We start from the raw sequence: 12,485 nt of genomic DNA, 5'->3' as shown, positions 1-12,485 counted from the left end.
AATTACCTGGTTTCAGAGCTTGGAACTAGCTACGCATCCCAAGGTGAGTACTTTAACACTTAATGTAAACCCAGCTTGTTTAAGGCTGATAGTCTGGTAAACTTGGCTTCAACTAAACTGGGTTTAGCTGAAGCCCACTGCTTTAAGCAGTGGGTTGCTTACATATTTGTAACTTCAAGTATCTCCTCACCGGGACTTTACCTAGTGTGCTATACCCAGATCGGTTTTTGTTGCTTGAGGTCTATCGTGTGTTTGGTTGTTTCAACCCTCAATCTCATGCGGTGTATGAGATTGTTACGAGTGCGGTTAAGCGGCTGATTGCTTGAGATTCATCTGCGATCGCAGGTTCTCAGCTTGGCGCATCAAAACGTTAATTTCTGCCTGTAATTCCTCAGCCGTTTTCTGGGGTGAATGCAGCCTAATTTGTGATTCAGGAATGATTTCCGAATCCTCGTCCATCCAGTTACGAACGATTTCGTACTGCCACTCTTTACCCCCGTTGCTTTGTCCTTTGGTCGAGCATTCGGGGTAATAACGAAGCCCCACTATCCACCCGTACTGCGTTAACTGTCCAAGATGGTATTTTGGTAGCTTCCAGTTGGGCGGCACGAAAATCGTGTTGTGGCTTTTGGGCTGTGGATCTGGTAAATTGTTATCACTTGTCATAGATCACCTTTGTGGTTTGTGAGTCCCCTCCGCTGTGCGATCGGCGGAGGGATTTTGAACTTGTGGCGTTGGTCAAAAACGTCATGCTTTTGGTAGTAGCGATCGCCAAAACTTCATTGAATTTTCAGTAATCTTGCTACGCCGTAACTAGAGGGAATGGTAATAAAAATAAATTAGCCATTTATCTCGCGCTTTACCATGTACGTTGATGTTGTTGAGCCTTCTGAACTAACGCTTTTTAACTTACCCCTTGAACTCTCTAATTTTGCGCCAGTTGTTAAACGAAGTCAGTACGTGCGATTGAGTCCGTTTTGGTTGGACGCTGGTTCTTTCCAAGTAAGCGATCGCACTTACAAAATTTTCCAAGTCGCAGACAGTCAATTGGTTAAACTTTCGATGCAAATTACTGATGAGGGTGGATTGCGAAATACCAAAACATCCGTTTACTATGGCGGCAAGATAATATGGCACAGCGAAACGGCGATCTGGATGCCGACCAATCCGGAAACCGTGGCAGGCAAGTCTATGGAAATTTTTTACTCGTTGACGCAGCAGCGAGAAGTCTGCCAAGTGCAACCCCCAAGACTAAAGCCAAGTGAAAGATTTATGGCGCTAAGACTGTCATTAGATCTGACACGAGCACAAATAGCGGACGCTGTGGGCGTTGGCGAGGAAAAAGTCGCTGAGTGGGAGAATGGATCTAATATTCCACGCCTGACGCTCGGACAAACCGTTCGACTTTGCAAAATTACAAAGCGCACGGTTGAGGATTTGGCTGATTTATTTAAACAATCTTGAGTATCTCCTCGCTGGGACTTTACCTAGTGTGCTATGCCCAGATCGGTTTTCGTTTCTCAGGACTTATGTGCGTTTTGTGAGTGTAATTATGAGACAGTTTGCGGACGGTAAAGACCGGGACATCACTAAAAGAGAATGGATAATGATGTCATTGATTCCGGGGATGATTGCCCTTGGCTGTGTTGGGGCTTACTTCAAAAGCAATAGCACTGGCAATTACTATGAGGTCAAGGAATCCGCAACAGCAGAAACTAAAGAACAGTGTCTCGATCGAGTATCGAAAGAAATACTTGAGCGTGAGGGCAATCAAGTTATTACCCGTGAAAATATGGATCGCTATTACAGCGAGTTTGTCGGTCGTTGTCAGCTTGAATAATATCTCCTTTTGGGTAGTTGTCTGGTTTGGTTATCTCGGAAATTTCCGAGATAACTTTGCCGAGTCTTCAAAATTTTCAATACCGAGTCTTTGGTTTGCTAGCCATGCTTCCAGCGCTATTTGCTTGCACAAGTCCTCAATCTGTGAGCCGTTCGCGTAACCTGGGAAAGTTCCTTCGTGTTTAGCCCAAAATTCCAAAAATTCTGGGGGATAAACCGCCACCGGAAGTGATTGCGGTTCTGGGGGATGGGTTGGATTGGCTTGGGATGCGATCGCGTTCATAGGCATTCGATAGCATGCTAAAGTGAGTAACACGTATATATTAAGTAGTAACGCTATCGAATTCAAAAGTCAACCCATAAAAAACGCTAAACCCGTCAGATTTCTGACGGGTTTTGTTTTGGTTTTGGAGCAGACTGGATTATGTTGTCACGCCAACGCCTGAGAGCGTCATTTTCAGCTCTCAGGCGTATAATTTTTTTTGTGCTTCATTTTCTAAAATAGCTACTTTTTCCTTTAGGTGCTCTACGTCTGCGCGTATTTGAATTAAATCGGGTACTTGTTGCGGCTCCCTAGCTAGGTAAGACTGGATAAATTCTTTGATTATCTCTGATGCCGATTTTCCTTCAGCAGTAGCCCTGCTCATGAAAGCTTCTTTCGTTTCGTCATCTACTCTAACGATGATTTGATTAGTTAGTTTATCTCCAGACGGTTTTCTAGCCATAACTATAGCTCAACGCATAAATGTAGTAACGCTTATTTTCTTATTTGTACTATATTTTCGAGAACTTGTAATTACCATATTGACATAGTAGTAACGCGTTACTACAATAGAGCTATACAAATCAAAAGGGCGATCGCACAGCCTGGAAAACTCGCGATCGCCCCTAGGGAAATCAAATGTAAATCTCGTTTTTAATTATGACACACCCCGTTTACTCCCGCGATTACCTTGCCAAACAAAAACGCCCGAAGTTGTGGGCGATTTGTAGCCAACTAGGCTTACCCAAATACCCCACCAACGACGATTGCGTAACTGAAATTCTCGCTTTCCAACAAGACCGCATTATTCCAGTTGCCGTTGCTGAAATTGTCGCTGACAATTTGGTAAACACAACATCAACAACTGCTGCTGGGGTTGCGTCTACCACCCAGCAGCTTTCTACTTGTGCAACTTGCCCTTATTTTGAATCTTTTGGTGAAGCTTCTGGGCGCGGCGGTTGTAAACTCCTTTCTCACCTCGTAGTCCGCACGCACCACCCCCGCACTTCGGATTGCGATAGATTGGCTGAAGCATTTGAACAAGCACAATCTGAGCAAGTTTCTGAAATCGCTCCTGAAATTGTTCAAACACCCGTTGCACAAGTTGAATCCAGCCCCATTGCTACTACCGACAACGGCGATGGCACTGAAACCGTGACTTACCTTGGTGAACCTATTGCAACCCTCACTGTGTCTTTTGTTGGTGTCGCAGCTAGTTATCTCGGTTCAGTTGTTGAAGTTTCCACAAAGCAGCAAGCCTTAACTATTCTTGAAACTGAAGCTCACCGCATTCTCAAAATCAAAAACCAACAGTCCAACTTTAACTGGCAGGGCTGGGGAACGACACCGGGTACTCACCGCATTGTCAACGCCAGTGAAGACCGCTATTATCCTTTAAATAAAAACGTTGACACTGCTGTCACGGGGGTCTTACGCGAAGAAGGATCTGTCGAGGAAGTTGAAAAACCCCAAGACTTGCGCGGTTACTCTTTTGTAACATCAACCGCACCCGTTAGCTTCTTGTCAAAGACACAGCAAACTCTATCTGCGGAATTTCCGCACCCTAGCACTTTAACCCGCGAGCATCGCGCAGCCTCCATTGAGGTTCTAGAAAAGCACGGTGATAAGTTCATTGTCCGCAATCCCAGCAACGGCAATCACTACGTGGTTGACCCCTTCAACCCCAATCCCAAAGAGCGATGCCAGTGTGGTGACACCCATTTTCGCGGCGTTACTTGCAAGCACCAAATCGCAGTTCTCAACGAATTCTGTACCAAAAAAGTAGCGCGGCAGTTAGAAGTAGGGGATGGTGTTGTTCAAGACGGTAAAATTTGGGAAGTAGTGGGACTGCGATCGCAAGTCGCCGAAGTTGTGCGGCGCGGGTTTTACAATATTTTGTTTACCCTTCGCCTCAAAGATCTAGAGGGTAATAGTAAAACGCTCACCCCCTATTCCGAGGCAGAGTTTTGGGTTATAAAATTTTAATTTCATAAGTGATGATTTTTTCATTCTCTCTAACCAATAAACTCTCAGAGCAGCTTAACAAACCTAATCCACTGCTGACTGGAGCTAAAACAGTAACTCGCCGCAATTGGTCTGAAAAGCACGCACAGCAAATCGTTTGTGCTTACCAAAAAGGTAACGGCACTCACCAAGCGTGGTCAAATATGCCCTACGTTAAAGGTGCCTATCGAATGGGCTTTGTTAGCCTTACATCGGTGCCTGTCTTTGAAAAACTAGCAAATATGCCAGAAGAAGACGTGCTAGCAGAAGGCGGTTTGTGGGCTTCTAAGCAAGAGTTTATTGAGTTTATCAAAATGACTCCTAATGACTTTGTTTGGGTTGTTAGATTTAAATTTTTCAACTAGCAAAAGCCATGATAGACATAGAAATCAGACAAGAATTACGGCGTATTATTACCGAATTTAAAAAGCCCCTTCCCGCCAACCAGCATAAAGTTAGAGACCTTCCCGGTACATCCAATCGCTGGATATATCTTCCCCACCAAGCAATTAGAGAGCGCCTTGACGAAGTCGCACCGGACTGGACTATCGACTATAGCGAGCTTCAGTATGTTGACAATAACTGTGTCTGTAGGTGTGGAATTACTATTTTGAGTGTGCGAAAGGAGGCGATCGCTTGCGTTCCTATTTCTTTACTTAGTAGTAACAACAAGGAGATGACTCGTGGTTCGGCAGCTGATAGGGTGGCTGCAGAAAGTGTTCGGAACGCTGGAGAGCAATGGGGAATTGGCAGATATCTTGACGACCAAGTATTTGTTTATAAATACCTTTGGGAGAATCGTCACCAGTTAGATGACGAGATGCAGGGTGAACTGCAAAAGCTCAAGTTGCAGCACTCAAAAGCTCTATCAGCGCCTCAACCACGAGCCAAGGAAGAAGGCAGTGTGTTGCACTCAATGACAAACACTTCACCAGTACTAACCATCACAGACGGTCAACGCAAGCGATTGTGGGCAGTCGGAAAAAACGAGTATAAGTTGTCTGATGCTCAAATCAAATCTGCCTACAAGCACTTCGGTTTCGATAAACCAGAAGCGATCGCAGCTAGCAAGTACGACGATGTGATGAGCTACATGAAAGCGCTCTCCCAACAAACTCAATCCCCCAACAACACCGCGATCGCGAATCCAAACGCGCAACCCACTTCTCCCCAAGACCTTTATCCCCACCACAAGGCAATAATCGAAGCCATTCGCCAGAAGACTGGACACAAAGGCAATTGGATTGTCGCTCAGTGCCAAGCTTACGGGTGCGATCGCACGGGCATGATGCCCCCCGAAAAGTTGGAACGACTCATCTGCGATATGTGTGCGGATTTTGCGGTATCGATTGGGACTGCGAGCGATCGCCAGGGTGCTCTTACCGCAATTGGAAGCGCGATCGCTTTCGCTAAGGGTTCCGGTCAGCCCGTGCTGGATGCGGCATTGGCGTGGTTGGAGCGGTATTCTGTGCCACCGTCAGTTAAGCGATAAGTCATTTCTAAATGGAATCCTCTGCCTTGTTTTACTCTATCCTCAACAAACAATCATGAACAACCGAAAACAAGCAAAACGAGTTTTAGGGGTTTTCTCGGTCAATAAAAATTTTAAAGTCTGTTGGAACAATCTCGACACCTATCAAACTTACAAAATCTACTTGGAGGGAGAGGGGCGGAAATTCTACCCCAAACAAGTGGGCAAAATCGTCACCGATGTGTGGCACGCAACCACCCCCAATTTTTTGATGAAAGACCATTTTGTGTCCGAGGTTTATTTGGTCAGCGGTCAGCATTGTGTGGCTGTAGGCTGGCGACCAAAGGGGAGCCTGCTTGTCTTTGACCTAGCTTCCTTGAATCCCGATTACAGATTTGTGGCTATTTGAAGTGCTCGACCAATTGCCCCAACGTCGTGAAACTTCGGGTAAAAAAATAACCCCTGCTGCAAGACAGGGGACATGACAATAAAATTCTCAAACCAATTCTATGCAAATCAAACTATTCTTGGCAGCTGCCCTAGTCGCGTTGCTACTCGTTTCCTCTATGCCGTCAGATGCGGCGGTTGTAAAATGCAAGCCAGAGATTAACAAATGCGGAAGCAGAAGAGGTGCTTAATGACTAAGCTTTTACTGTGCGACGTAGATGGAACTTTGACAGAAACCGTATCAGGCGCGACTTTCAAACAAAACCCCCGCGATGTTAAGGTGATGGAAGGTGTAGAAGCTGTAGAAGCTGTAGAAGCTGCGTTAAATTGGTATCGCGATCGCGACTGGCACATAGTGGGGATTAGCAACCAAGGTGGCTGTGCCGCGATCGACCAGAAGACTGGCAAGCCATTCAAAACGATTGAAGATGCGATCGCGGAAATGGCTTATACCCTTGAACTTCTCCCCCAGCTTCAAGCGATATATTTCTGCCCAGATTTCAAGGGGTATTTCTGCTACAAAGTCAGCAAGGACGGAATAACAAAATACGACCATTCTCAAAAAGCGGTACTGCTTCCATATGCTAACTATGATTCCTCAGTCGATGGCTACGAGTGGAAATTAGACGAGCAGTTAAACTTCAGGAAGCCCGGTGCGGGAATGATTAATCTCGCCCTCAAAGAGTTCGATTGCGACGGACTAAATATGGAAGCGGCTTGGATGGTAGGCGATCGCGAAGAAGATAAAGAAGCCGCTAGCAATGCTTTGATTCATTTTTGTCCTGCCGATCTGTGGCGATCGCGCTTCACAAAAGGAATTAAGGAATTTACGGGATTGAATCGAGACTTGATCTGGTTTCTAGAAGGAGTCGAGATTTAATGAGGGTGCGGAATTTCCGCACCCTAAAATAAGGTGGAAGATATTCTTCCGCCTAACAGTGTTATTACGCGTCTTCACCATCATCAAAATTAAAGTAACTGTCCTCCAGGTTTAAGATTTTAATCAACTTCCGCAAAACCACTGGATCGCCTCCCTGCTTTTCTAACAATCGAATGACAGAGCGATCGCATTCCAATTTCCGCGCTAAATCCTCTTGCGATAGACCCCTTGCAACGCGAGCAATTCTGATTGATTCTCCCAAAAGCTCATAAAGATCGCTCGACTCAACAATCAGCTTGAGAGTCTTCTTATATTTTTTGTTTATAAAGTCGTCGCCATTTTGGTTTTTGTCAGACCAAATTGGCTTTTTTTTAGCCATCTTGAAAACAACCGATAGTTAGATAAATTACATTAGATTGAGTTGACAAAAAATCAACAAAACAATTTTAAACAAACAAATTGCGTTTTTGTTCTAAGTAATCGCACTAGTTTTATGAGTAACAAAATCTTAGTGCCATCTATTCTGAGTTTTTTGATAGTTGGTTTTTGCGGATATTCGAGCGTCACTAGGCCAGAAACGACCTCGCAATGCATAACCACTTCGCTTGGCGTTCTGGCTTATTGGTCAAAGTCACCCAATCAAGGACAAGAGAATGAATAACTACATCGCCGTTCAGCCCCAACCTCCACCCAATGGAGTTGTTGTCACAGCTGAGTCTACGGGGCTGGTTCTGAGTGCAGTTGCGAGTGCAATTGCGATCGCGGCTGTAGCAGTCAAATTAATTTCCCAGTTCAATGACTTAATTAATTCTGTTAAAGAGTTGCGGGAAGATTTGTCAGAGCATGCCAAGCAAGAGGGACATGAAAAGTTGATTGAGCGAGTTGAAGATTTAGAAGAAAAAGTTTTTCTTCTTGATAAAAAACTAGACTTGCACATCTCTGATTATTTACATAACAGAGACATGACATTGCTCGTTACCAATGGGCTAGAGGAAACCATAAAACACAAATCGGAGAGATTTTCTGGAGAAATTAAAGACTTGCAAAAGTTTCTCCAAGCACAAAGTAATTTCAAAATTAGAAACTTTTATTCAGAGGAAAACAAATAATGCAATCGATTAAATCTTTAAAGCAGCTAATTGATGAGAAAGTTGCTGCCTTTTACGTCACCGAAGCTAGCCCGGAATTAATTAAAGAAATTCAATCAATTCTTGGGATAACTGCAACTGGAATTGTGGACGATCGCACAAAGGTTGCTTTGGGGAAATTTAAGAGCGAGCGGAATCTTCCCTACCTCGCAAGTCTAGGCGTACAAACGGCACAAGCGTTATTAGAGAGTGCTAACAAACCTAATTATTTATTGCTGACCAAAACTAACAAGAAAGACCAATACGGCTGCTTTGTGCTCTTGCTACAGTATTTCAAAAATGGTCAAGTAGTTGATGAATTGCCCATGCGTAGCGGTCAGGCTCGATGCCAAAATTTCCGCAAAGGAATTGACAGTAAATCTGGTAGCTTTGAACCGCTTCCAGAGGGGCGATGGAAGATTGAGCAGATATTCTGGGCAGGCGGCAAAGACAACTGGAATGCCAGCCATGGCGACGGCATTGGACCCGTATCCGTGCCATTGACTTATGATAGTCCAGAAAAAACCGATAGGAGTGCGATCGTTATCCACTGGGACGAGAATGCTCTTGAGGGCAAGCCTGGAAGTGCGGGTTGTCCGGTCACTTATACACTAGAGGCGATGAAAAAGGTGATTGGTTGGTTGCGGGATAGCGATCCAAAATACTTTTATGTAGATTGGAATCTTGGTACTTGCCCTGCGGTTAGCTTCCCAAAGCCTGAACCCCACAGCAGTACCTTGCCCCCTTGTGGGGTGGAACTAATCAAGAAATTCGAGGGTTGTTTTCTCAATGCATACCCCGATCCTTTAACCAAGCGCGAACCCATCACGATTGGCTGGGGTTCAACCAGAAAACGCGACGGTAGTCCGTGGAGGCTTGGGGAGAGTATTTCACAGCAAGAAGCAGACGCGCTTTTGATTCTTCAGGTGGAAAGAGACTACTTACCCGATTTGGCGAAAATACCTTGTTGGGGTGAACTCAACCCCAATCAACGAGGAGCGCTACTCAGTTTTGGCTACAATTTGGGTAGCAAATTTTACGGCGCTCCCAACTTTACCTCAATTACCACAGTCTTGCAAAATCGCGATTGGTCCAAAATCCGCGAAACTTTCATCAAGTATCGCAACCCTGGAACGAATGTTGAACAAGGACTGAGGAGACGAAGAGAGGCTGAAGCTGACCTATTTCTGACTCCGTATTAGTGTTTTAATACAAACCTCAATTTATAGCTCTCAACGCCCGAAACCCTTTAAGAGTGGGGCGAAAAGTGCTTAATTGCAAACCCGCCATTCGTTTCTATTAGTTCGCTCAATTTTGTAGCCCATCCACACCAGAATGCCATCCTTTGAGGGTGGCATTGTTTGTTTGTTTAAGAGGGATAAAAGGGCTGGGCGATCGAGTGTAACCCCCTCCTTAGCCAAAAAGTCCAACAAATAATTGATAGCTATACAGCGATTAACTGGGCTGAGATTGGACAAGCCATCAGCTAGCTGCATCATCTGAACTGGTTCGCGAACTTCCGCAAACGAGGTTTCCTCCTCAATTGGGTTGAGTTCGCGAACGTTTGCAGAACGAGTAAGATTGCGCTCAATTTCTTGACTGCCAAACCTTTCAGCCAAAAATTCTTCTTCCTCACTCTTACCAACAGCTGCATGGTATTGGTCGAGCAGATCGAGGTCAGAGCTTGTGATATAAGATTTGCCAGATACTCTGGTTGTTTGGATTTGACATTTGTTTAGGTACTCGTACAGCTTAGTCTTTTTTATACCAAAGTGCTCTTGTAGGCTAGCTACTGGAATGCGATCTATCTCTGATGTGTTCACGGACGTTTGCGGAAACTTCAATAATTAATTTATCAGTTATCTTATCTGCGGATTTTCCGCACCCTAAGAACTAGTTATCAAAACCAGATGACCAAAATAAAGATACCAGCGATCGCCATCAACCACAAATCGGATCGGCGTATGCGAAATTTGCGTCCTCGACTGCCGTAAGAGTAACTACCGTAAGAGTGACCCCCAGTTTTAGACCATAAAAATTTTGTAAGTCTCCAAGGTCTAAAATGCTTTTTGGTTTGTTTCCAAGCAAATTTGCCAAGCCATTTAAAGGATTGTTGGAAACCATAGGCAATATTGTCTAATAGTTTTTCTGTGGGCGATCGCGTGTCATCTGCTTCATCTGGCTCAAAGTCAATGTGAGTATTGATGAATACAGTGTTAATGCCTGTTGTGTTTTTTGCCATCAATGCTCGTCTTTCGGCATCATACCCAGCATTACCCCAGTTAGGTTTCATGCCAATTACCACGCGATCAGTGTGGTTAGGGACGTAAGTTTTATACATTTCAATCTGTCCCATGGCTTCTCCCATATCTTTGGTAGTAAGCCATTTTTTGCATTCAATGATTATGATTCGCTCTTTGCCAGTAGAGTCAATCTTGGTAGCCAACAAATCTATGCGACCAGCGCCAACCGTTTTGTTGCCTATCCAAACCTCATCTTTGACCGTGTAACCTTGATCTTCAAGTTTCCGTTTAGCATACATTTGCAACGTATGCTCGTTCCATTTTTTGTTCCAACCAGCACGCTTTGCAAATTTATCAGGGGAGATGTAATTTTTATTTGGTGACGAGTGCATTCTAATTCCCCCTTGTTCTATAAACGTGTCCGAGCATATCGAAAATGGTCTTGAGGCGATCTCGTAAGCTCAACCCCTCAACTTCTGTCTCAGTCCCTCTACCAGGACGCACGCCATAAACTTTGCTTAAGATATCGTCCTGGTTGCTGAGATTAGGCAAGCGACCGCGTGACGCTTCGTAGCGCCATCTGAGAAGAAACTCTACATATTTAACTTCTAGTGTGGTAATCGGGGTATTTGGAACGGGACGCGGCAATGGTTCTTGTGGTTCAACAAAGCCTAGCATCTCCTCTTTGTGGCGCATTTCTTCCATCAACCGCCTAGTTCCGGCTTCTTCTTGAAAACTCCTATCAATCTCCTCAAGACTTGGGGCTTCAAGTCTACCTTCTGCGACCATGCGATTAATAGATGCTCGGTCTACTCCAGATCTGGGTATTTGCCCCATAAAGGGAGTAGTAATAGGTCTAAGAATAATTTCATACCCGTCATGGGTTAAGACTGGTTCCGGCGTCTCTGCTAAATGAAAGTCAACCATTAACTCAGGGAAGAGTTTTTTAACGTTTTTGATCGGCGTCTGATGCCAAATCGTAAAACGTAATTTTACATCGCTGTTGGCTTCAATCATGCATAGCTTAATTTCTACATCTATGCCATGACCTCTATAAAATTCTTGGAATCTACGTCCAATGAGTTCATGAGGCTGTATACCGCGCATACGGGGAGGAATCTTCAACCGTTTCAATTCCTCATCCGCGTACATTAGACGCGCAGTCAGTTCATTTTTCTCGTGCTCAAGGCGTGCGATCGCATCTCTCAAAGGCTTCAACTTATTATTTACATTGTGCTCAACATTCTTTTTAATTACTTGCTTGTTGTCCTCATTCCATTTAGCTTGCAGTTCGTTGAACTGTATCTGCATAGCCTCGTTAAATCCTTCTTCTTCTCCTTGTTTCCATGCTTGCACTTTCTGTTGCTCTAACTCAATATGCGATCGCAACTCTTGTTCTTCGTAAACCTTCTGGTTCTCCCACGAACGCTTTAAACTATCAATCTCACTTTTCAGTAGTTCACGCTCTGATGCTATAGCTGTTTCTTGTTGTTGCTTTTCAGCCTTCCAAATCTTCACTTGTTGCTGAAATTCTGCATACCCAATAGTTTTTTCTGCTTCCCATTCCGCTGTCAGCGTTGCAATGGTAGCCCGTGCATCAATCTCTAGTTGATCGACTTCTTTTAATCGCTTTGAATAATCTGCTTCTAATTCGTTGCGCCTAGCTTCAATCTCAGCCTTTACAATTTTCTGTAAACGCGATCGCTCTTCTTCAGCTTCACGCTTAACTTTTTCTATTTCGGCGTTAACATCTTGCCTAATTTTCTCCAAATCTGCCAGATCTAAATCAACCTGTTTTCTATCAATACCTATTTTTTGAGCTTCTCGTGCCAACCTTTCTTGTTCTTCTATGGCTAGTTCTCGTTCTTCTGTAATCTCATCCCTAGCATTCATATACTTGTGAGCACCTTTCAGCGTGGTGATTAACCCAGCTGTCCCTGTTATCAAGGCAGCTGCTACTTTAATTTTTGGATCGATACCCTCTACAAAAAGAGCGATGACCCCTACTGATGTTGTTAGTAAAATTTTATTCATAAGAAACGTAGTAATCTAAATTTAAGTCGCTATGGAAAAATTTTCTCTTACGGACTACACGAGAAAAATGGAGGCAGCCTTAAAACAATTTAGTAAATCTGTATTAGAGCACGACTAGACCTACCAAGGTTGCCTCCATTTTTTGGGGTCAGGAGTCTTACACGTACAAAAACGGGCA

At 44.3% G+C, this 12,485-nt stretch carries 16 protein-coding genes; 9 read left to right on the top strand and 7 right to left on the bottom strand.

What is annotated here, in order from left to right:
• Positions 1 to 306 precede the first annotated feature (306 nt).
• Positions 307 to 666, bottom strand: a complete 360-nt coding sequence (locus WA1_RS18680; protein ID WP_017742053.1) for a hypothetical protein — start codon at positions 664 to 666, stop codon at positions 307 to 309.
• Between the two features lie 198 nt (positions 667 to 864).
• Here WA1_RS18680 and WA1_RS59920 point away from each other — a divergent pair, with 198 nt between their 5' ends.
• Complete coding sequence (locus WA1_RS59920; protein WP_017742054.1) at positions 865 to 1,464, top strand: helix-turn-helix transcriptional regulator; 600 nt, start codon at positions 865 to 867, stop codon at positions 1,462 to 1,464.
• 88 nt (positions 1,465 to 1,552) lie between these two features.
• On the top strand, positions 1,553 to 1,840 hold the full coding sequence (locus WA1_RS18670) for a hypothetical protein (protein ID WP_148662713.1): 288 nt from the start codon (positions 1,553 to 1,555) through the stop codon (positions 1,838 to 1,840).
• A 30-nt stretch (positions 1,841 to 1,870) separates the two neighbouring features.
• Here WA1_RS18670 and WA1_RS18665 read toward each other — a convergent pair whose 3' ends face one another.
• Positions 1,871 to 2,188 carry a hypothetical protein gene (locus WA1_RS18665; RefSeq protein WP_158516653.1) on the bottom strand — a complete coding sequence of 106 codons (318 nt, stop codon included), beginning with the start codon at positions 2,186 to 2,188 and terminating at the stop codon, positions 1,871 to 1,873.
• A 115-nt stretch (positions 2,189 to 2,303) separates the two neighbouring features.
• Complete coding sequence (locus WA1_RS18660; protein WP_017742057.1) at positions 2,304 to 2,564, bottom strand: CopG family ribbon-helix-helix protein; 261 nt, start codon at positions 2,562 to 2,564, stop codon at positions 2,304 to 2,306.
• Between the two features lie 197 nt (positions 2,565 to 2,761).
• Here WA1_RS18660 and WA1_RS18655 point away from each other — a divergent pair, with 197 nt between their 5' ends.
• The 5 genes from WA1_RS18655 to WA1_RS18635 all read left to right on the top strand — a co-directional run bounded on the left by WA1_RS18655 (position 2,762) and on the right by WA1_RS18635 (position 6,903).
• Positions 2,762 to 4,087 (top strand): hypothetical protein, encoded by a 1,326-nt coding sequence (locus WA1_RS18655; protein WP_017742058.1) that lies wholly within the window; start codon positions 2,762 to 2,764, stop codon positions 4,085 to 4,087.
• A gap of 11 nt (positions 4,088 to 4,098) precedes the next feature.
• Positions 4,099 to 4,470, top strand: a complete 372-nt coding sequence (locus WA1_RS18650) for an ASCH domain-containing protein (protein ID WP_017742059.1) — start codon at positions 4,099 to 4,101, stop codon at positions 4,468 to 4,470.
• A gap of 8 nt (positions 4,471 to 4,478) precedes the next feature.
• Positions 4,479 to 5,597, top strand: a complete 1,119-nt coding sequence (locus WA1_RS18645) for a hypothetical protein (protein ID WP_017742060.1) — start codon at positions 4,479 to 4,481, stop codon at positions 5,595 to 5,597.
• Between the two features lie 55 nt (positions 5,598 to 5,652).
• The gene (locus WA1_RS18640) at positions 5,653 to 5,985 is read left to right on the top strand and encodes a hypothetical protein (RefSeq protein WP_017742061.1); all 333 of its coding nucleotides are present in this window, start codon (positions 5,653 to 5,655) and stop codon (positions 5,983 to 5,985) included.
• A 228-nt stretch (positions 5,986 to 6,213) separates the two neighbouring features.
• A complete protein-coding gene (locus WA1_RS18635) occupies positions 6,214 to 6,903 on the top strand; it encodes an HAD hydrolase-like protein (protein WP_017742062.1) in 690 nt (229 codons plus the stop codon).
• A gap of 64 nt (positions 6,904 to 6,967) precedes the next feature.
• On the opposite strand, the gene WA1_RS18630 is transcribed toward WA1_RS18635, so the two are convergent.
• Positions 6,968 to 7,282: a helix-turn-helix domain-containing protein gene (locus tag WA1_RS18630; protein ID WP_017742063.1), complete on the bottom strand. Its 315-nt coding sequence runs from the start codon at positions 7,280 to 7,282 to the stop codon at positions 6,968 to 6,970.
• A 274-nt stretch (positions 7,283 to 7,556) separates the two neighbouring features.
• Here WA1_RS18630 and WA1_RS18625 point away from each other — a divergent pair, with 274 nt between their 5' ends.
• Together WA1_RS18625 and WA1_RS52885 are read left to right on the top strand one after the other, a co-directional pair.
• A complete protein-coding gene (locus WA1_RS18625) occupies positions 7,557 to 8,012 on the top strand; it encodes a hypothetical protein (RefSeq protein ID WP_017742064.1) in 456 nt (151 codons plus the stop codon).
• The gene (locus WA1_RS52885; RefSeq protein WP_017742065.1) at positions 8,012 to 9,232 is read left to right on the top strand and encodes a glycoside hydrolase family protein; all 1,221 of its coding nucleotides are present in this window, start codon (positions 8,012 to 8,014) and stop codon (positions 9,230 to 9,232) included. The genes WA1_RS18625 and WA1_RS52885 overlap by 1 nt, the downstream gene beginning before the upstream one ends.
• Before the next feature lie 69 nt (positions 9,233 to 9,301).
• Here WA1_RS52885 and WA1_RS18615 read toward each other — a convergent pair whose 3' ends face one another.
• The 3 genes from WA1_RS18615 to WA1_RS18605 form a co-directional block, all read right to left on the bottom strand.
• The gene (locus WA1_RS18615; protein WP_017742066.1) at positions 9,302 to 9,853 is read right to left on the bottom strand and encodes a hypothetical protein; all 552 of its coding nucleotides are present in this window, start codon (positions 9,851 to 9,853) and stop codon (positions 9,302 to 9,304) included.
• A 77-nt stretch (positions 9,854 to 9,930) separates the two neighbouring features.
• Entirely contained in the window at positions 9,931 to 10,665 is a 735-nt protein-coding gene (locus tag WA1_RS18610; RefSeq protein ID WP_017742067.1) for a PDDEXK family nuclease, read from the bottom strand.
• A gap of 1 nt (position 10,666) precedes the next feature.
• Positions 10,667 to 12,307: a hypothetical protein gene (locus tag WA1_RS18605; RefSeq protein WP_017742068.1), complete on the bottom strand. Its 1,641-nt coding sequence runs from the start codon at positions 12,305 to 12,307 to the stop codon at positions 10,667 to 10,669.
• Between the last annotated feature and the right edge of the window lie 178 nt (positions 12,308 to 12,485).

Origin of the sequence: Scytonema hofmannii PCC 7110 (genome assembly GCF_000346485.2) — a bacterium.
Classification (GTDB): Bacteria; Cyanobacteriota; Cyanobacteriia; order Cyanobacteriales; family Nostocaceae; genus Scytonema; species Scytonema hofmannii.
Note: the sequence above shows the minus strand (reverse complement) of the source record. Positions and strands in the feature narration are given on the sequence as shown.